Origin of the sequence: Streptomyces sp. NPDC001634 (assembly GCF_040298185.1) — a bacterium.
GTDB lineage: Bacteria > Actinomycetota > Actinomycetes > Streptomycetales > Streptomycetaceae > Streptomyces.
Window position 1 is genome coordinate 74368 of sequence record NZ_JBEOZU010000015.1, and the last position, 16760, is coordinate 91127.

At 70.4% G+C, this 16760-nt stretch carries 17 protein-coding genes; 16 read left to right on the forward strand and 1 reads right to left on the reverse strand.

Translation table 11 applies throughout. The features are described from left to right. Positions 1 to 253 precede the first annotated feature (253 nt). On the reverse strand, positions 254 to 1423 hold the full coding sequence (locus ABT186_RS12470; RefSeq protein ID WP_351221417.1) for a YihY/virulence factor BrkB family protein: 1170 nt from the start codon (positions 1421 to 1423) through the stop codon (positions 254 to 256). A gap of 122 nt (positions 1424 to 1545) precedes the next feature. Between ABT186_RS12470 and ABT186_RS12475 the strand changes: the two genes are divergently transcribed. The 16 genes from ABT186_RS12475 to ABT186_RS12550 all read left to right on the forward strand — a co-directional run bounded on the left by ABT186_RS12475 (position 1546) and on the right by ABT186_RS12550 (position 16752). Further along, a complete protein-coding gene (locus ABT186_RS12475; RefSeq protein WP_351221418.1) occupies positions 1546 to 3180 on the forward strand; it encodes an acyl-CoA dehydrogenase family protein in 1635 nt (544 codons plus the stop codon). Positions 3181 to 3527: 347 nt separating this feature from the next. Beyond that, positions 3528 to 4880 carry a GAF domain-containing protein gene (locus ABT186_RS12480; protein WP_351924927.1) on the forward strand — a complete coding sequence of 451 codons (1353 nt, stop codon included), beginning with the start codon at positions 3528 to 3530 and terminating at the stop codon, positions 4878 to 4880. 149 nt (positions 4881 to 5029) lie between these two features. Continuing rightward, positions 5030 to 6415, forward strand: coding sequence for a hypothetical protein (locus ABT186_RS12485; RefSeq protein WP_351221420.1), 1386 nt, complete (start codon positions 5030 to 5032; stop codon positions 6413 to 6415). A 92-nt stretch (positions 6416 to 6507) separates the two neighbouring features. Further along, positions 6508 to 7080 carry a GNAT family N-acetyltransferase gene (locus tag ABT186_RS12490; protein WP_351221421.1) on the forward strand — a complete coding sequence of 191 codons (573 nt, stop codon included), beginning with the start codon at positions 6508 to 6510 and terminating at the stop codon, positions 7078 to 7080. A 127-nt stretch (positions 7081 to 7207) separates the two neighbouring features. Next, positions 7208 to 7291: a putative leader peptide gene (locus ABT186_RS12495; RefSeq protein WP_309486338.1), complete on the forward strand. Its 84-nt coding sequence runs from the start codon at positions 7208 to 7210 to the stop codon at positions 7289 to 7291. 170 nt (positions 7292 to 7461) lie between these two features. Then, positions 7462 to 9153, forward strand: a complete 1692-nt coding sequence (locus ABT186_RS12500; protein WP_351221422.1) for a nitrite/sulfite reductase — start codon at positions 7462 to 7464, stop codon at positions 9151 to 9153. Then, positions 9150 to 9329: a hypothetical protein gene (locus ABT186_RS12505; protein WP_351221423.1), complete on the forward strand. Its 180-nt coding sequence runs from the start codon at positions 9150 to 9152 to the stop codon at positions 9327 to 9329. Before ABT186_RS12500 ends, ABT186_RS12505 begins: the two co-directional genes overlap by 4 nt. Beyond that, positions 9326 to 10036 (forward strand): phosphoadenylyl-sulfate reductase, encoded by a 711-nt coding sequence (locus ABT186_RS12510; protein ID WP_351221424.1) that lies wholly within the window; start codon positions 9326 to 9328, stop codon positions 10034 to 10036. Before ABT186_RS12505 ends, ABT186_RS12510 begins: the two co-directional genes overlap by 4 nt. 2 nt (positions 10037 to 10038) lie before the next feature. Continuing rightward, positions 10039 to 10599, forward strand: coding sequence for an adenylyl-sulfate kinase (cysC, locus tag ABT186_RS12515; protein WP_351221425.1), 561 nt, complete (start codon positions 10039 to 10041; stop codon positions 10597 to 10599). Continuing rightward, positions 10596 to 11540, forward strand: a complete 945-nt coding sequence (cysD, locus tag ABT186_RS12520) for a sulfate adenylyltransferase subunit CysD (RefSeq protein WP_351221426.1) — start codon at positions 10596 to 10598, stop codon at positions 11538 to 11540. The genes cysC and cysD overlap by 4 nt, the downstream gene beginning before the upstream one ends. A 2-nt stretch (positions 11541 to 11542) precedes the next feature. Further along, positions 11543 to 12871: a sulfate adenylyltransferase subunit 1 gene (locus ABT186_RS12525; RefSeq protein ID WP_351221427.1), complete on the forward strand. Its 1329-nt coding sequence runs from the start codon at positions 11543 to 11545 to the stop codon at positions 12869 to 12871. 2 nt (positions 12872 to 12873) lie between these two features. Beyond that, positions 12874 to 13005, forward strand: a complete 132-nt coding sequence (locus ABT186_RS12530) for a hypothetical protein (protein ID WP_351221428.1) — start codon at positions 12874 to 12876, stop codon at positions 13003 to 13005. Positions 13006 to 13115: 110 nt separating this feature from the next. Then, entirely contained in the window at positions 13116 to 14264 is a 1149-nt protein-coding gene (locus ABT186_RS12535) for an aliphatic sulfonate ABC transporter substrate-binding protein (protein ID WP_502973191.1), read from the forward strand. A 36-nt stretch (positions 14265 to 14300) separates the two neighbouring features. Next, complete coding sequence (locus ABT186_RS12540) at positions 14301 to 15086, forward strand: ABC transporter ATP-binding protein (RefSeq protein ID WP_351924929.1); 786 nt, start codon at positions 14301 to 14303, stop codon at positions 15084 to 15086. Continuing rightward, a complete protein-coding gene (locus ABT186_RS12545) occupies positions 15073 to 15984 on the forward strand; it encodes an ABC transporter permease (protein ID WP_351221430.1) in 912 nt (303 codons plus the stop codon). The genes ABT186_RS12540 and ABT186_RS12545 overlap by 14 nt, the downstream gene beginning before the upstream one ends. A 6-nt stretch (positions 15985 to 15990) precedes the next feature. Beyond that, the gene (locus tag ABT186_RS12550) at positions 15991 to 16752 is read left to right on the forward strand and encodes a sirohydrochlorin chelatase (protein ID WP_351221431.1); all 762 of its coding nucleotides are present in this window, start codon (positions 15991 to 15993) and stop codon (positions 16750 to 16752) included. The last annotated feature ends 8 nt before the right edge of the window (positions 16753 to 16760 follow it).

The window sequence follows — 16760 nt, forward strand, 5'->3', positions numbered from 1 at the left end:
CTCTCGGGCCGCCGCTTCCACCCGCTTCTCCTCAACGCTGTCGTACAGAACCTCGGCGACTGAGAAGCGACAGCCGTAGCCGCGCCCAGAACCCTTGTTGACCGGCAGGAAACCCTCGCGCCCGGTACAGCCGGGTGCTCACCGATTCATCGGATGCCGGGCCGAGCAGGAGCGGGCGCGCGCTTCCAGGCGGGCCAGTGCCTCCTCACGCGTGCCGGTGAAGAGCGGGAGTGTGGACGGCGTGACCGCCCTCCTACTCCTGCGGGCCCTCCCCCTCGTGCGGTTGATGATGCGCGTTGTGCGGCTGGTGGTGCGCGCTGCGCGCATGCGTCCGCAGGCGTGACGTCACGTCCTCCGGGGGCAGGAAGCGGGACCAGCGCTCCGGGAACTCGGACGGCATGTCCGGGTCGTCGGGGTCGGCCGCGCGGGCAGCGGCGGCGCGGGCCACGTACTCCGCGGCCTGCTCCTCGCGCAGCCGTTCGTTCGCCTCGCGGGCCGCCGCCGTCGCCGCGGCCGGCCACACCCGGTCGATCGCCGCGTTGACGGCTGCGCCCACCAGGACCGCGAAGGCGGACACGCCGATCCACAGCAGCACGGCCACGGGCGCGGCCAGTGAACCGTAGATCGTGGGGCCCTCGATCGTGTGGGTCAGGTAGATGCGCAGCAGGAAGCTGCCGAGCACCCACATCGCCAGGGCCACCAGGGCGCCGGGCACGTCCTCCACCCAGGGCGACCGCACCGGCACTGACACGTGGTACAGGGTCGTCAGGAACACGATCGACAGAACGATGACCACGGGCCAGTAGAGGACCTGCACGACCGTCGTCGACCAGGGCACGATGTTCACCACCGCGTCCGGGCCCGCCACCATCAGCGGCAGCGCGACCGACCCGATCAGCAGCGCCACGATGAAGAGGACGAACGCGAGCAGCCGCGTCCTGACGATGCCCCGGGTGCCGTCGAGCCCGTACATCACCGTGATCGTGTCGATGAAGACGTTCACCGCTCGCGAGCCCGACCACAGGGCGAACAGGAAGCCGATGGAGATGACGTCGGGCCGGCCGCCCTTCATCACGTCGTGCAGGATCGGCTGCGCGATCTCCGAGACGCCCCGGTCGGACAGGACCGTACGGGACGCCTCCAGGATGTTGGTCTCCAGGCTCGCGATGGTGTCGGCACCGGTCCAGGCGTCGACGTAGCCCAGCAGCCCGATGAGGCTGAGCAGAAGCGGCGGCACGGACAGCAGGGTGAAGAACGCCGCCTCGGCCGCGAGCCCCAGGATCCGGTACTCCATGCACGAATTGACCGTGTCCTTCAGCAACAGCCAGGCGGTCCTGCGCTTGGACACGTTCCGGTAGAGGGCACGCGCACGATGGAGCCGACCGGACGGCCGCTCGGGGGTTTCACTTGCTGCTGACTGCACGCCTTAACCGTATCCGCCGCCCGGGCCTGCGCTCATCCCCTGGTCGGGCGGGCCCCGACCGTGTGACGCGCACCTGCGCGATACGGGTGCCCCGGGGGTGTACTGAGGAGTAGGTTCACCCTATGGCAGCCAGCACGCACAAAGTGACCAATCAGGCTCCGCCGCTGGTCGCATATGACGTTTTTCGCGCGGACCGGGCTCTCAGCGAAGCCGTGGAGCGGCATCTGGACCCCGCGCTCCTCGACGAGGCCCGCGACGAACTGTCGGCGCTCGGGCGCAGCGCCGGCTCCGCCCAGGTCCAGGAGTGGGGGGTCCAGGCGAACGAGTATCCACCGAAGCTGCGGACCCACGACCGTTACGGCAACCGCATCGACGAGGTCGAGTTCCATCCCGCCTGGCACCGGCTGCTCGGCAAGGGTGTCGGCGCGGGGATGACCGCGGCCTGGGCCCGCCCGGGGGGTCACCTGCGGCGCGCGGCCGCGTTCGTGATCTGGACGCAGGTCGAGGCGGGCCACGGCTGTCCGCTGTCGATGACCCATGCGGCGGTGCCCGCCCTGCGCACGGACCGCGAGCTCGCGGCCGAGTGGGAGCCACGGCTGACCTCCACGGTCTACGACCGGGATCTGCGCCCCGCCGCCGAGAAGGCCGGCGTCATCTTCGGTATGGGCATGACCGAGAAGCAGGGCGGCAGCGACGTACGCGCCAACACGACCACGGCCCGGCCGCTGGCCGAGGACGGGACGTACGAACTGACCGGCCACAAGTGGTTCTGCTCGGCGCCCATGTCGGACGGGTTCCTGGTGCTGGCGCAGGCGCCGGGCGGGCTCACCTGTTTCCTCGTCCCACGCGTGCTGGGGGACGGCACGCGGAACGTATTCATGATCCAGCGACTCAAGGACAAACTGGGCAACCGGTCCAACGCCTCCAGCGAGGTCGAGTTCGACGGCACCTGGGCGCGCCGCGTCGGTGAGGAGGGGCGCGGGGTGCGCACCATCATCGAGATGGTCGCGGCCACCCGGCTCGACTGTGTCCTCGGCTCGGCGTCCCTGATGCGGCAGGCGGTGGCGCAGGCCATCCACCACTGCACCTACCGGGAGGCGTTCGGCGGCAGGCTCGTCGACAAGCCGCTGATGCGCAACGTGCTGGCCGATCTGGCGCTGGAGTCGGAGGCGGCGACGGCGCTGGGGATGCGGCTCGCGGCGGCGTACGACGACGGGAGCGAGCAGGAGCGGGCGTTCCTGCGGCTCGCGGTGCCGGCCGCCAAGTACTGGGTGACCAAGCGCTGCACCCCGGTCGTGGCGGAGGCCCTGGAATGCCTGGGCGGCAATGGCTACGTCGAGGAGTCCGGCATGCCCCGGCTGCTGCGCGAGTCGCCGCTGAACTCCATCTGGGAGGGCGCGGGCAACGTCCAGGCGCTGGATGTGCTGCGCGCGCTCCAGCGCGAACCGCAGGCCCTCAACGCCTACCTCCAGGAAGTCGGCCGGGCGCGCGGCGCGGACCACCGTCTGGACGGCGCGATCAAGAACCTGCTCACCGAACTCGCCGACCTGGAGGGCATCGAGGCACGGGCGCGTCGCGTGGTGGAACGGATCGCATTGGTGCTCCAGGGGGCGCTGCTCGTCCAGTACGCGCCTCCTGAGGTCGCCGACGCCTTCTGTGCCTCCCGCCTGGGCGGCGACTGGGGCACGGCCTTCGGCACCCTGCCGCACAGCCTGGATCTGGCCACGATGGTGGAACGGGCGCGGCCGGTCGCCTGACGCCGTCCCGCCGTACGACATCACGGGCACCCCGGGGCCCGTACGCCAACTGCGCCCCGCAGGACACACGTCGCGGGGGTGGTGCTGCGCCGACACGGCACCACCCCCGCGCTCTCCTGGCCCCGGTCAAGGAGCAGGCACGCCGCCGCAGCGGCATTGCACAATTTTCAATCACCGCGGAGCCCTTCGCCAGGGTTGCAGGGGGTTGCAACTTGCTGCTCACTGTTGCCGGAGTGCATCCCTCCGTCACCGGTAGACGGCAGTATGAGAACCACCGTCAACATGGGCCCGGCCGCTCCTGGCCGGAAACAGCTGACGGAACGGATGGGTTTCTCCGGGAGGTTCCAGTGGCGCACTCGGCGAAGAATGTCGCGCGGCCCGCCACCCTGGACGCCGCGCAGGCGGCGCGCGTACTCAGCGAGGTGCGCAGCGCCACGCTCGCAGGACAGCGCGCCCCGGTCGCGCCGCGCCCGGTGATCGAGGCGTCCTGGGAGCGCATGCTGCGCAGCGGCGTCGATCCCGACCACGACTTCCGGGCCGACCTGCTCGGCCGCGACGAGATCGAGCGGCGCCGCCGCGACACCCCGCTGAGGCATGTACTGCCGGTGCTGCGCGAGGGTCTGCTGTCGGTCGCGGACGTCGCACAGCACATCATGGTCGTCGCGGACGCGGACGGGCGGGTGCTGTGGCGCGAGGGCTGCTCGTCGGTGCTGCGCAAGGCGGACGGGCTGGGCTTCGAACTCGGCGCGGACTGGGGCGAGGCGGTGGTCGGCACGAACGGCATCGGCACCCCGGCGGTGACCCGGCGCCCCGTGCAGGTGTTCGCGTCCGAGCACTTCGTACGCTCCCATGCGTCGTGGACATGCACGGGCGCCCCGGTCACGGACCCGCGCGACGGCCGGCTGATCGGTGTCGTGGACGTGAGCGGTCCGCTGGAGACGATGCATCCGGCGACGCTCGCATGGGTGGAGGCGGTGGCCAAGCTCGCCGAGGCGCGGCTGCGGGAGGTGCATCTGACCTCGCTGGAGCGGCTGCGCGCGGTGGCGGCCCCGCTGCTCGCCAAGCTCGGCGGCCGGGCGCTGGCGGTGGACAAGGACGGCTGGACGGCGGCGGTGACCGGGATGCCGTACGTCGACCGCGTTGCCCTGCCCGCGTCACCGTCGCCGGGGCGCCGCCTGCTGCCCGCGCTGGGACCCTGCGCTCTGGAGCCGTTGCCGGGCGGCTGGCTGATCCGTACCGTGGACGCCCCCGCGCCGAGCCACCTGACGCGGATCGCCCTGGACGTGGCGCACCCCCGGCGCTGGTCGGTGACGGTGTCGGGCGACACGGGCTCCTGGACCCATGAACTCAGCCCCCGGCACGCCGAGTTGCTCTATCTGCTGGCCGTCCACCGCGCGGGCCGCACGGCCTCGGCCCTGGCCGCCGACATGTTCGGCGACCGGGCCCGCACGGTCACGGTCCGTGCGGAGATGTCCCGCGTACGACGGTACCTCGGGGCGTTTCTGGAACACCGGCCGTATCGTTTCTGCGAGTCAGCGGAGGTGGAGGTGCTGCTGCCGGCCGACCCACGGGACCTGCTGCCGCACTCGCTGGCACCGGGGGTGGTGCGGGTGAGGGGAGCGTCCGTGACGGGCCGCTTCCGCCAACGGACCTCGGAGCAGGTCGACGGCTTCCAGGTTGTCCCCCGCCCCGAGGCATAGCCCCAGACGTGGGGATAACCCTCCATTTCCCGGGTCTTCGGCCGGTCCCGCTTGCGTCTGCCGTAGCATCCCTCTCACAGGCCACCCCACCCGCTTCTCACGTCAATGTCCGGACCACGAGGAGCAGTTGGCCTACGCCGGGAGGTTGTATGAAGCACCGTGGCAGACACCGCCGCAGGCGCCGGGGTCGTGCGCTGCGGGCCACGCTGGCCGGGACCGCGCTGGCGCTCACAGCCGCCGCCACGCTGATCAGCACCTCGCAGGCCGCCGGCGGGGACAACCCCGGGGGTCTGACCCGCGTCACCTCCGCGGCCGAGACCGCGAAGTTCCGCCTCCACGAGGACCTCACCGACCGCCGCACCCTCGACACGCTCAGCCGTTCGATGGGCGGCAACGTCGGCGTCCACCGCGTCCTCGCCTCCGTCGACCACAACATGCGCGACCGGTCCGCGTGCGACGCCGCCGAGACGGCCGCGCTGCCCGTGAAGCCGGCGGCCACGCGCGCGTACTGCTGGGACCACGGCGACGCGACGACCACACAATGGCTGCCCAGAACCGTCACCACCTCCGGGGACGCCGACGACGACGGCCGCTGGGGCCCGGACCGCGTCATCCTGTCCGGCTGGACGCACGACGACCGCCGCTCCGGCGACCCGGCCGCCGACCGGGGCCTCGCCCGGATCGCCTTCATCGATGCGAACGACCCGGACCGCCTCTCCTACCGCTGGGTCCTGCTGGTCGCCCCGAGTGCCGACGGCAAGGACTTCACCGCCGTCCACACCCGGATGTCCGGCATGGTCTGGTACCAGGACAAGCTGTTCGTGACCGCCCGCGACTCACTGCTCGTCTTCGACCTGCACCGCATCCTCGAGGCGAACGTCGACAGCGGGGCCATCGGCCGGGTGAAGGGCGGATTCGCCGCGCACGGCTACCAGTACGTGCTGCCGACGGTCGGCAGCTACCGTCTGACCGGGGGCCCCTGTTCGGCAGCCGACGACCGCAGGGCCCCCTGTTTCTCCGCCCTTTCGCTCGACCGCACCTCGGCCCCGGACAGCCTGGTCGCCGGCGAGTCGTTCCGCCCCGGGGACACGGACCGGCCGGCCCGCGTATGGCGCTACCCGTTCAGTACCGCGGCCGGCCACAGTGGCCTGCTCGCCACGGACGCGCGCGGCGACGTCCGTGCGACCGAGGCGTATGTGACGCAGGCGGCCGCGGTGCAGGGCGTGCTCTCGTACCGGCACAGCGGTGCGGCGCGGCCCGACTGGTACGTCGACCGGGCGCCCGTCGTCGGCGGCCGGCACGGCACGCTCTGGCGGCAGAACATCTCCGGAGCGAAGACGACCACGTGCTCGGCCGACGAGACCCACGCGTGCTGGGGCCGGCACACCGCGTCCCTGTCCTACTGGCCGGAGACGGGCGAGCTGTGGACGCTCACGGAGGGCGCGACGAGCGGCGACGACCAGGAGTACGGGACGGCCGGGGGGCGGGTGGTGTACGCGGTGCCGTTGGACTCCGTGGACGGCGCCCTCGGGTAGCGGGCCGGAGTCTCGCACAAGCCCGTGCCTTCCGGTGGTCGTGCCGCGGAACCCTTTTGTCGTACCGCGCGACCCCATGATTCCCTGACCGCATGAGCACCCTCACCGTGACCACGTGGTCCCTGGAACAGACGTCCCCGACCGACCTGCGGCCCGCGACGGCCCCCGAGGGCGATGTGCGCGTCGTCCGCGCGGAGGTGCCGTCGCCGGAGTTCAGCCGCTTCCTGTACGCGTCGGTCGGCGGGGACATCCAGTGGACCGACCGGCTCGGCTGGACGTACACGCGGTGGACGCAGTACCTGAACCGTCCGGGCGTGGAGACCTGGGTCGCCTACGACCGGGGCACGCCGGCCGGGTACGTGGAGCTGGACCCGGTGGACGAGGGGGTCGTGGAGATCGCCTACTTCGGGCTCATACCCGCCTTCCGCGGGCGGCGGATCGGCGGACACCTGTTGTCGTACGGCACCGCCCGCGCCTGGGACCTCGCGGAGCGCTGGCCGGGGCTTGCCCCGACGAAGCGGGTGTGGCTGCATACATGCAGCAAGGACGGCGAGCACGCCATGGCCAACTATCAGCGCCGCGGCTTCCAGCTGTTCGACACCAAGGTCGAGGAGGAGCCGGTGGCCGCCGCTCCGGGCCCGTGGCCTGGAGCGCAGGCTGTGTGACCTGCGCGAACGCGCAGGCCTCCGGGCCATGTGACCGACGACACCCTTGTTCCGCATTTCGAGACAAGGGTGTCCGAATTATGGACGAAGCTGGACTGTGTCCAGATCGCCATGACACGCTTCCGTCATGTCTGGAACTGGAATCGCCTTGGTGAGTCGACGGCACGTCGACCTCGGCCGTATGTCCAGCGCCATCTGTCCGGCGAGCTGAGAGCCCCAGCCAGCACCGGTTTTCCCCTCATTCCGTCATTGCGCAAACGACGCGCACCTCCAGTCGTGTGCCCGCATGCGCAGGTGAGAGCCCGCCACCCGACCACCACCCCTCATCGACGGCGCTGCGCGCCGACCCCACCCGTCGCTGTCACGAAGGACGTACCCACCATGGCCGCCACCCCGCAGAATCCCGCCGCGTCCCGCCGCAAGGTGAGCCGTCACCGCGGCGAGGGTCAGTGGGCCGTGGGTCACTTCACCCCGCTCAACGGCAACGAACAGTTCAAGAAGGACGACGACGGTCTCAATGTGCGGACACGCATTGAGACGATCTACTCCAAGCGGGGCTTCGACTCCATCGACCCCAACGATCTGCGCGGCCGGATGCGCTGGTGGGGCCTTTACACCCAGCGCAAGCCCGGGATCGACGGCGGCAAGACCGCGATCCTGGAGCCGGAGGAGCTGGACGACAAGTACTTCATGCTGCGCGTCCGCATCGACGGCGGCCGGCTCAGCACCGCGCAGCTGCGGGTCATCGGTGAGATCTCGCAGGAGTTCGCGCGCGGCACCGCGGACATCACCGACCGGCAGAACGTGCAGTACCACTGGATCCGGATCGAGGACGTGCCCGAGATCTGGAACCGGCTGGAGGCCGTCGGTCTGTCCACCACCGAGGCCTGCGGTGACACGCCCCGCGTGATCCTCGGCTCGCCCGTCGCCGGAATCGCCGAGGACGAGATCATCGACGGCACCCCGGCGATCGAGGAGATCCACCGCCGGATCATCGGCAACAAGGCCTTCTCCAACCTGCCCCGCAAGTTCAAGTCCGCGATCTCCGGCTCGCCGCTGCTGGACGTGGCGCACGAGATCAACGACATCGCCTTCGTCGGCGTCAACCACCCGGAGCACGGGCCCGGCTTCGACCTCTGGGTCGGCGGCGGCCTGTCCACCAACCCGAAGATCGGCGTGCGCCTCGGCGCCTGGGTCCCGCTCGACGAGGTGCCGGAGGTCTACGAGGGTGTCATCTCCATCTTCCGCGACTACGGCTACCGGCGGCTGCGCACCCGCGCCCGGCTGAAGTTCCTCGTCGCCGACTGGGGCGCGGAGAAGTTCCGTCAGGTACTGGAGGACGAGTACCTGAAGCGCAAGCTCGTCGACGGACCTGCGCCCGCTCAGCCCGTGGAGCGCTGGCGTGACCACGTCGGCGTGCACCGTCAGAAGGACGGCCGTTTCTACGTCGGTTTCGCTCCTCGCGTCGGCCGCGTCGACGGCGCCACGCTGACGAAGATCGCGGAGCTCGCGGAGGCGCACGGCTCGGGCCGGGTCCGTACGACCGTCGAGCAGAAGATGATCGTGCTGGATGTGGAGGAGTCGCAGGTCGACTCGCTCGTCGAGGGCCTGGAGGCGCTGGACCTCACCGTCAAGCCCTCCCCCTTCCGGCGCGGCACCATGGCCTGCACGGGCATCGAGTACTGCAAGCTCGCCATCGTCGAGACGAAGGCCCGCGGTTCCTCGCTGATCGACGAACTGGAGCGCCGCATCCCGGACTTCGACGAGCCGATCACGATCAACATCAACGGCTGCCCGAACGCCTGCGCCCGTATTCAGGTCGCGGACATCGGTCTCAAGGGCCAGCTGGTCCTCGACGACAAGGGTGAGCAGGTGGAGGGCTACCAGGTGCACCTGGGCGGCGCGCTCGGCCTGGAGGCCGGGTTCGGCCGGAAGGTCCGCGGCCTGAAGGTCACCTCGGAGGAGCTGCCGGACTACGTCGAGCGGGTCCTCAAGCGGTTCCAGGCGGAGCGCGAGGACGGCGAGCGGTTCGCGACCTGGGCGGCCCGGGCTTCTGAGGAGGCCTTGTCATGAGCGAGCGTGCGGCCCCGTTCTACTGCCCCTACTGCGGAGACGAGGACCTGCGTCCGAGCGAGCAGGGCCACGGTGCGTGGGAATGCGGAGCGTGCAATCGAGCCTTCCAGCTGAAGTTCCTGGGCCTCCTGGCCCGGGGCCTGCAGCGAACAGACAGCGGAGGGGACGGGATATGACGACCACTCAGGAAGAACGCACCACCGAGGATCTCAAGGCGCTGGCCGAGCAGGCGGGCCGTGATCTGGAGGACGCCTCCGCGCTGGAGATCCTCCAGTGGGCGGCCGACACGTTCGGCAAGCGCTTCTGCGTGACCTCCTCCATGGAGGACGCGGTGGTCGCCCACCTCGCCTCCCGGGCGATGCCCGGCGTCGACGTCGTGTTCCTCGACACCGGCTACCACTTCCCCGAGACCATCGGCACCCGCGACGCGGTCGAGGCCGTGATGGACGTCAACGTCATCACGCTCACCCCGCGGCAGACGGTGGCCGAGCAGGACGCCGAGTACGGCCCCAAGCTGCACGACCGCGACCCCGACCTGTGCTGCAAGCTGCGCAAGGTGCAGCCCCTGGAGGAGGGCCTGCGGGGCTACGAGGCCTGGGCGACCGGGCTGCGTCGCGACGAGTCCCCCACCCGGGCGAACACCCCGGTAGTCGCCTGGGACGAGAAGCGGCAGAAGGTCAAGATATCCCCGATCGCCCGCTGGACCCAGGACGACGTGGACGCCTACGTCGCCGAACACGGCGTCCTGACGAACCCGCTGCTGATGGACGGCTACGCGTCCATCGGCTGTGCCCCCTGCACCCGCCGCGTCCTGGCGGGCGAGGACGCACGCGCCGGCCGCTGGGCGGGCCGGGGCAAGACCGAGTGCGGGCTGCACGGCTGACCATGACGCAGATTCAGGAGACACACGTGACGACCGGAGCCACCGTCTGGCTCACGGGTCTGCCGAGCGCCGGCAAGACCACCATCGCGAACGAGCTGGCCGGACGGCTGCGCGAGGAGGGCCACCGCGTCGAGGTGCTCGACGGCGACGAGATCCGCGAGTTCATCTCGGCGGGCCTCGGCTTCACCCGTGCGGACCGGCACACCAACGTGCAGCGCATCGGCTTCCTCGCCGACCTGCTCGCCCGCAACGGCGTCAAGGCGCTCGTCCCGGTGATCGCGCCCTACGCGGACAGCCGCGAGTCCGTGCGCAAGCGCCACCAGGAGAGCGGTGCGCCGTACATCGAGGTGCATGTGGCGACCCCGGTCGAGGTGTGCTCCGTACGCGATGTGAAGGGTCTGTACGCCAAGCAGGCCGCGGGCGAGCTGACGGGCCTGACGGGCGTGGACGACCCCTACGAGGAGCCCGAGTCGCCCGATCTGCGGATCGAGTCCCAGAACCAGACCGTGCAGGAGTCGGCGGCGGCGGTGTACGCGCTGCTCAGCGAGAGGGGACTGGCATGACGACCGTCGCCACGGTCAAGGGGGGCGATGAGGGTACGGCCAACCCGTACTCCCTGAGCCACCTGGACGCGCTGGAGTCCGAGGCGGTGCACATCTTCCGCGAGGTGGCGGGCGAGTTCGAACGGCCGGTGATCCTCTTCTCCGGCGGCAAGGACTCCATCGTCATGCTGCACCTGGCGCTGAAGGCGTTCGCCCCCGCGGCGGTCCCCTTCTCCCTGCTGCATGTGGACACCGGGCACAACTTCCCCGAGGTACTGGAGTACCGCGACCGCACGGTCGCGAAGCACAACCTGCGCCTGCACGTGGCCTCGGTCCAGGACTACATCGACCGCGGGGTCCTCAAGGAGCGCGCCGACGGCACCCGCAACCCCCTGCAGACCCTCCCGCTGACCGAGAAGATCCAGTCCGAGAAGTTCGACGCGGTCTTCGGCGGCGGACGCCGCGACGAGGAGAAGGCCCGCGCCAAGGAGCGGGTGTTCAGCCTCCGGGACGAGTTCTCCCAGTGGGACCCGCGCCGCCAGCGCCCCGAACTGTGGCAGCTGTACAACGGCCGCCACGCGCCCGGTGAGCACGTCCGCGTCTTCCCGCTGTCCAACTGGACCGAGCTGGACATCTGGCAGTACATCGCCCGCGAGGGCATCGAGCTGCCGGAGATCTACTTCGCGCACGAGCGCGAGGTCTTCCGGCGCAACGGCATGTGGCTGACCGGCGGCGAGTGGGGCGGCGCCAAGGACGGGGAGACCGTCGAGAAGCGGCTCGTCCGTTACCGGACCGTCGGTGACATGTCCTGCACCGGCGCCGTCGACTCCGCCGCGGTGACCCTGGAGCAGGTCATCGCCGAGATCGCCGCCTCCCGGCTGACCGAGCGCGGCGCCACCCGCGCCGACGACAAGCTCTCCGAGGCCGCCATGGAGGACCGCAAGCGCGAGGGGTACTTCTAAGCATGACCACCAGCACCGAACTCTCCGCCACCACCCTCCTGCGGTTCGCGACCGCCGGTTCGGTCGACGACGGCAAGTCCACGCTCGTCGGGCGCCTGCTCCACGACTCCAAGTCGGTCCTCGCCGACCAGCTGGAGGCCGTCGAGCACGCCTCCCGCAGCCGAGGCCAGGACGCCCCGGACCTGGCGCTGCTCACCGACGGACTGCGCGCCGAGCGCGAGCAGGGCATCACGATCGACGTGGCGTACCGTTACTTCGCCACGGCCCGGCGCCGGTTCATCCTCGCCGACACGCCCGGCCATGTGCAGTACACCCGCAACATGGTGACGGGTGCCTCGACGGCCGAGCTGACGGTCATCCTGGTCGACGCCCGCAACGGCGTCGTCGAGCAGACCCGCCGCCACGCCGCGATCGCCGCCCTGCTGCGCGTCCCGCACGTGGTCCTCGCCGTCAACAAGATGGACCTGGTCGACTACCAGGAGTCCGTCTTCGCGGCGATCGCCCAGGAGTTCACGGCGTACGCGATCGAGCTGGGCATCCCCGAGGTCACCGCGATCCCGATCTCGGCGCTGGCCGGTGACAACGTCGTGGAGCCGTCCTCGAACATGGACTGGTACGGCGGTCCGACGGTCCTGGAGCACCTGGAGACCGTCCCGGTCAGCCACGACCTGGCGCACTGCCACGCGCGGCTGCCCGTGCAGTACGTGATCCGTCCGCAGACCGCCGAGCACCCGGACTACCGGGGGTACGCGGGCCAGATCGCGGCCGGCACCTTCCGCGTCGGCGACAACGTCACGGTCCTGCCGTCCGGTCGTACGACCAAGGTCTCCGGGATCGACGTGCTGGGCAAGCCGGTCGACGCGGCCTGGACCCCGCAGTCGGTGACCCTCCTGCTGGAGGACGACATCGACATCTCGCGCGGCGACCTGATCGTGCCGAGCAAGGACGCGCCTGCCACCACGCAGGACATCGAGGCGACGGTCTGCCATGTCGCCGACCAGTCGCTGACGGTCGGTCACCGGGTGCTGCTCAAGCACGGCACCCGGACGGTCAAGGCGATCGTCAAGGACATCCCGTCCCGTCTCACGCTCGACGACCTGTCCCTGCACCCGCATCCGGGACAGCTCGTCGCCAACGACATCGGCCGCGTCAAGATCCGCACCGCGGAGCCGCTGCCGGTGGACTCGTACGCGGACTCCCGCCGCACGGGCTCGTTCATCCTGATCGACCCGGCCGACGGCACCACCCTCACCGCGGGCATGGTCGGCGAGTCGTTCGCCGCGCCCGAGCCGGTGAAGGACGAGGCCGACGACGACGGCTGGGACTTCTGATCATGACCGTCACCTACTTCTACTCGATGTTCGCCAAGGAGGGCGGCCGCGTCGGCTGGGGGTACCCCCGGACGAAGTCTGGGGGAGGTGCCCTCGGCAGCGGGCAGGGCGGGGTCGCGCGATGTGCGCCATGACGTACGCGCACTGCCCGCGCGCCCTGCCGGCCAGACGACGAAGACCTGCCGACCTCCCGGCCACGACCTGAAAGACCGTGACCGCCGGGCCAACGAGAGGAACACCTCCCGTGCCTGCCAACCTCCCCCTTTCTCGGCTTCGCTCGAACGGGGGCACCCCCATTCCCCTCCTCCGCCGCGGAATAGCCGTGGTCGCCGCTCTTCCCCTCCTCACGCTCGCCGCCTGCGGCTACGGGTCCCAGGCCAAGGACGACACGTCCAACCAGAAGATCGCCGCCGGAGCCAAGAAGATCGACGGCCTGGACTCCGTGAAGATCGGCTACTTCGGCAACCTCACCCACGCGACCGCGCTCGTCGGCGTCCAGAAGGGCTTCTTCCAGAAGTCGCTCGGCGCCACGCAGGCCAAGTACCAGGTCTTCAACGCCGGCCCCTCCGAGATCGAGGCCCTCAACTCCGGCTCCATCGACATCGGCTGGATCGGCCCCTCCCCGTCGATCAACGGCTACACCAAGTCCGAGGGCAAGAGCCTGCGGATCATCGGCGGTTCGGCGTCCGGCGGTGTCAAGCTCGTGGTCAACCCCAAGAAGATCACGTCCCTGAAGGACGTCAAGGGCAAGAAGATCGCCACGCCTCAGCTGGGCAACACGCAGGACGTGGCGTTCCTCAACTGGATCGCGGACCAGGGCTGGAAGGTCGACGCGGAGAGCGGCAAGGGTGATGTGTCCGTGGTGCGCACGGACAACAAGGTCACGCCCGACGCCTTCAAGTCCGGTTCCGTCGACGGCGCCTGGGTGCCGGAGCCGACCGCGTCGAAGCTGGTCGCCGAGGGCGGCAAGGTGCTGCTGGACGAGGCCTCGCTGTGGCCCGACAAGAAGTTCGTGATCACGAACATCATCGTGTCCCAGAAGTTCCTCAAGGAGCATCCGGCGGCCGTCGAGGCCGTGCTGAAGGCCTCCGTCGAGACCAACAAGTGGATCAACGCCAGCCCGGACGAGGCGAAGGCCGCGGCGAACAAGCAGCTGGAGGCGGACTCGGGCAAGGCCCTGCCGACCGCCGTTCTGGACCCGGCGTGGAAGTCCATCCAGTTCACCGATGACCCGCTGGCCTCGACCCTGAACACCGAGGCTCAGCACGCGGTCAAGGCGGGTCTGCTGAAGAACCCGAAGCTGGACGGCATCTACGACCTCACCCTGCTGAACAAGGTCCTCAAGGCCGAGGGCGAGAGCACGGTCGACGACGCCGGTCTCGGCGTCAAGTAAGCCCGGATCCCGTTGAGTTCCCAGGAGGTGACGACCATGGCAACCACACTCGCCAAGGCCGCCGACGCCGAGTCGGTGGATCATGCCGCCCGCATCGAGCACGTCTCGAAGTCCTTCGCCGGGCCGGCCGGGCAGCAGCTCGTCCTCGACGACATCACGCTGGATGTCGCACCGGGCGAGTTCGTCACCCTCCTGGGGGCCTCGGGCTGCGGCAAGTCGACGCTGCTGAACCTGGTGGCGGGGCTCGACAAGCCCTCCGCCGGCAGCATCACGACCAACGGGCGTCCGGCCCTGATGTTCCAGGAGCACGCCCTGTTCCCGTGGCTGACCGCGGGCAAGAACATCGAACTCGCCCTGAAGCTCAGGGGGGTTCCGAAGAGCGAGCGGCGCGGCAGGGCCGAGGAGCTCCTCGAACTCGTACGCCTCAAGGGCTCGTACGGGAAGCGGGTGCACGAGCTGTCCGGCGGTATGCGCCAGCGTGTCGCCATGGCACGGGCTCTGGCGCAGGACAGCCAGCTCCTGCTGATGGACGAGCCGTTCGCGGCACTCGACGCGATCACCCGCGACGTGCTGCACGACGAGCTGACCCGTATCTGGGCGGAGACGGGGCTGTCCGTCCTGTTCGTCACGCACAACGTGCGCGAGGCGGTGCGCCTCGCGCAGCGCGTCGTACTGCTCTCCTCCCGTCCGGGCCGGGTGGCGCGCGAGTGGACGGTGGACATTCCGCAGCCGCGCCGCATCGAGGACGCCCCCGTGGCCGAACTGTCCCTCGAGATCACCGATGTACTGCGTGGGGAGATCCGCCGTCATGGCCAGCACTGATACGACCGACTCGACGGCGGGCGCCTCCGTCAAGGACAGCACCGGGCTGGGCGGCCTGGAGGCGGGACTCGACGCGCTGGAGACCTCGGCGGCGGGCCGTACGCCGTTCCGGCACACCTTCGTCAACAAGATCCTGCCGCCGATCATCGCGATCGCGGTCGTCCTGGTGATCTGGCAGGCGCTGATCTCCTTCAAGGTCGTCGACGACCCGACCAAACTGCCCTCACCCGCCGATGTGGGGCGCGAGTTCAAGGATGCCTGGCTGCAGGGCACGCTGCTCGGCTACATCTGGACGAGCGTCTCGCGCGGTCTGCTGGGCTTCCTGTTCGCGCTGGCGATCGGCACCCCGCTGGGCCTGCTGGTGGCGCGTGTGAAGTTCGTGCGCGCGGCGATAGGCCCGATCCTGTCCGGGCTCCAGTCGCTCCCGTCGGTGGCGTGGGTGCCGCCCGCGGTGATCTGGCTGGGCCTGAACAACTCGATGATGTACGCGGTGATCCTGCTCGGCGCCGTGCCGTCCATCGCCAACGGTCTGGTCTCCGGCATCGACCAAGTGCCGCCGCTGTTCCTGCGGGCGGGCCGCACGATGGGCGCGACGGGCCTGAAGGGCACCTGGCACGTCGTCATGCCGGCCGCGCTCCCGGGCTACCTGGCGGGTCTGAAGCAGGGCTGGGCGTTCTCCTGGCGCTCGCTGATGGCCGCGGAGATCATCGCCTCCTCGCCCGACCTGGGCCTGGGCCTGGGCGCGTTGCTGGAGAACGGCCGCAACGCCAGCTCCATGTCCATGGTGTTCGAGGCCGTCATCATGATCCTTTTCGTGGGTATCGCCATCGACCTGCTGATCTTCAGCCCGCTGGAGCGGTGGGTGCTGCGCAGCCGCGGCCTCCTGGTCAGGAACTGAAGTCCCATGCAGCAGAAGCCGGTCCGTCCCGTCCTCGTGGTCATCGCCCACGGCAGCCGCGACCCGCGGCATGCCGCGACCGTCCACGCCCTCGTGGGGCGGATACGGTCGCTGCGGCCCGGGCTGCGTGTGGAGACCGGCTTCCTGGACTTCAACGTCCCGTCCGTGCACGGGGTGCTGGAGTCCCTGGCGGCGGAGGGAGTCCTTGACGTGGTGGCCCTCCCCCTCCTCCTGACCCGGGCGTTCCATGCGAAGGCGGACATCCCGGCGGTTCTACGGGACGCGCCGCCGCAGCTGCGCATCCGGCAGGCGGACGTACTGGGCCCCTCGCCGCTGCTGCTGCGGGCCCTGGAACGGCGGCTGTACGAGGCGGGGCTGGCCCCCGCCGACAAGTCCTCGACCGGGGTCGTGCTGGCCTCGGCGGGGTCCACGGACCCGGAGGCGATCGCAGTGATCGCTGATATCGCGCGGGAGTGGCGGGGCAGAGGTTGGTGCGCCGTGCGGCCTGCGTTCGCCTCCGCTGCGTTTCCCGCGGGGTTCTCGCGCACCGAGGACGCGGTGCGCGAACTACGGGCGCTGGGCTGCGCCCGGGTGGCCGTGGCGCCGTACGTCCTGGCCCCCGGCTTCCTGCCGGACCGCATCGCGCGGGGCGCCGCCGGGGCGGACGTGCTGGCGGATGTGCTCGGCCCCGCTGCGGAGGTGGCACGGGTGGTGCTGGAGCGGTACGACGAGGCACGACTGCCGGCCCTGGCGGCGCTCGGGGCCTGACGCGTGGT

Coding starts and splice junctions, on each gene's coding strand:
- ABT186_RS12540 (WP_351924929.1), top strand. CDS start 14,301: ATGGCAACCACACTCGCCAAGGCCGCCGACGCCGAGTCGGTGGATCAT.
- ABT186_RS12495 (WP_309486338.1), top strand. CDS start 7,208: ATGTCTGGAACTGGAATCGCCTTGGTGAGTCGACGGCACGTCGACCTC.
- ABT186_RS12525 (WP_351221427.1), top strand. CDS start 11,543: ATGACCACCAGCACCGAACTCTCCGCCACCACCCTCCTGCGGTTCGCG.
- ABT186_RS12550 (WP_351221431.1), top strand. CDS start 15,991: ATGCAGCAGAAGCCGGTCCGTCCCGTCCTCGTGGTCATCGCCCACGGC.
- ABT186_RS12510 (WP_351221424.1), top strand. CDS start 9,326: ATGACGACCACTCAGGAAGAACGCACCACCGAGGATCTCAAGGCGCTG.
- ABT186_RS12505 (WP_351221423.1), top strand. CDS start 9,150: ATGAGCGAGCGTGCGGCCCCGTTCTACTGCCCCTACTGCGGAGACGAG.
- ABT186_RS12530 (WP_351221428.1), top strand. CDS start 12,874: ATGACCGTCACCTACTTCTACTCGATGTTCGCCAAGGAGGGCGGCCGC.
- ABT186_RS12490 (WP_351221421.1), top strand. CDS start 6,508: ATGAGCACCCTCACCGTGACCACGTGGTCCCTGGAACAGACGTCCCCG.
- ABT186_RS12485 (WP_351221420.1), top strand. CDS start 5,030: ATGAAGCACCGTGGCAGACACCGCCGCAGGCGCCGGGGTCGTGCGCTG.
- ABT186_RS12500 (WP_351221422.1), top strand. CDS start 7,462: ATGGCCGCCACCCCGCAGAATCCCGCCGCGTCCCGCCGCAAGGTGAGC.
- cysD (WP_351221426.1), top strand. CDS start 10,596: ATGACGACCGTCGCCACGGTCAAGGGGGGCGATGAGGGTACGGCCAAC.
- ABT186_RS12545 (WP_351221430.1), top strand. CDS start 15,073: ATGGCCAGCACTGATACGACCGACTCGACGGCGGGCGCCTCCGTCAAG.
- cysC (WP_351221425.1), top strand. CDS start 10,039: ATGACGCAGATTCAGGAGACACACGTGACGACCGGAGCCACCGTCTGG.
- ABT186_RS12475 (WP_351221418.1), top strand. CDS start 1,546: ATGGCAGCCAGCACGCACAAAGTGACCAATCAGGCTCCGCCGCTGGTC.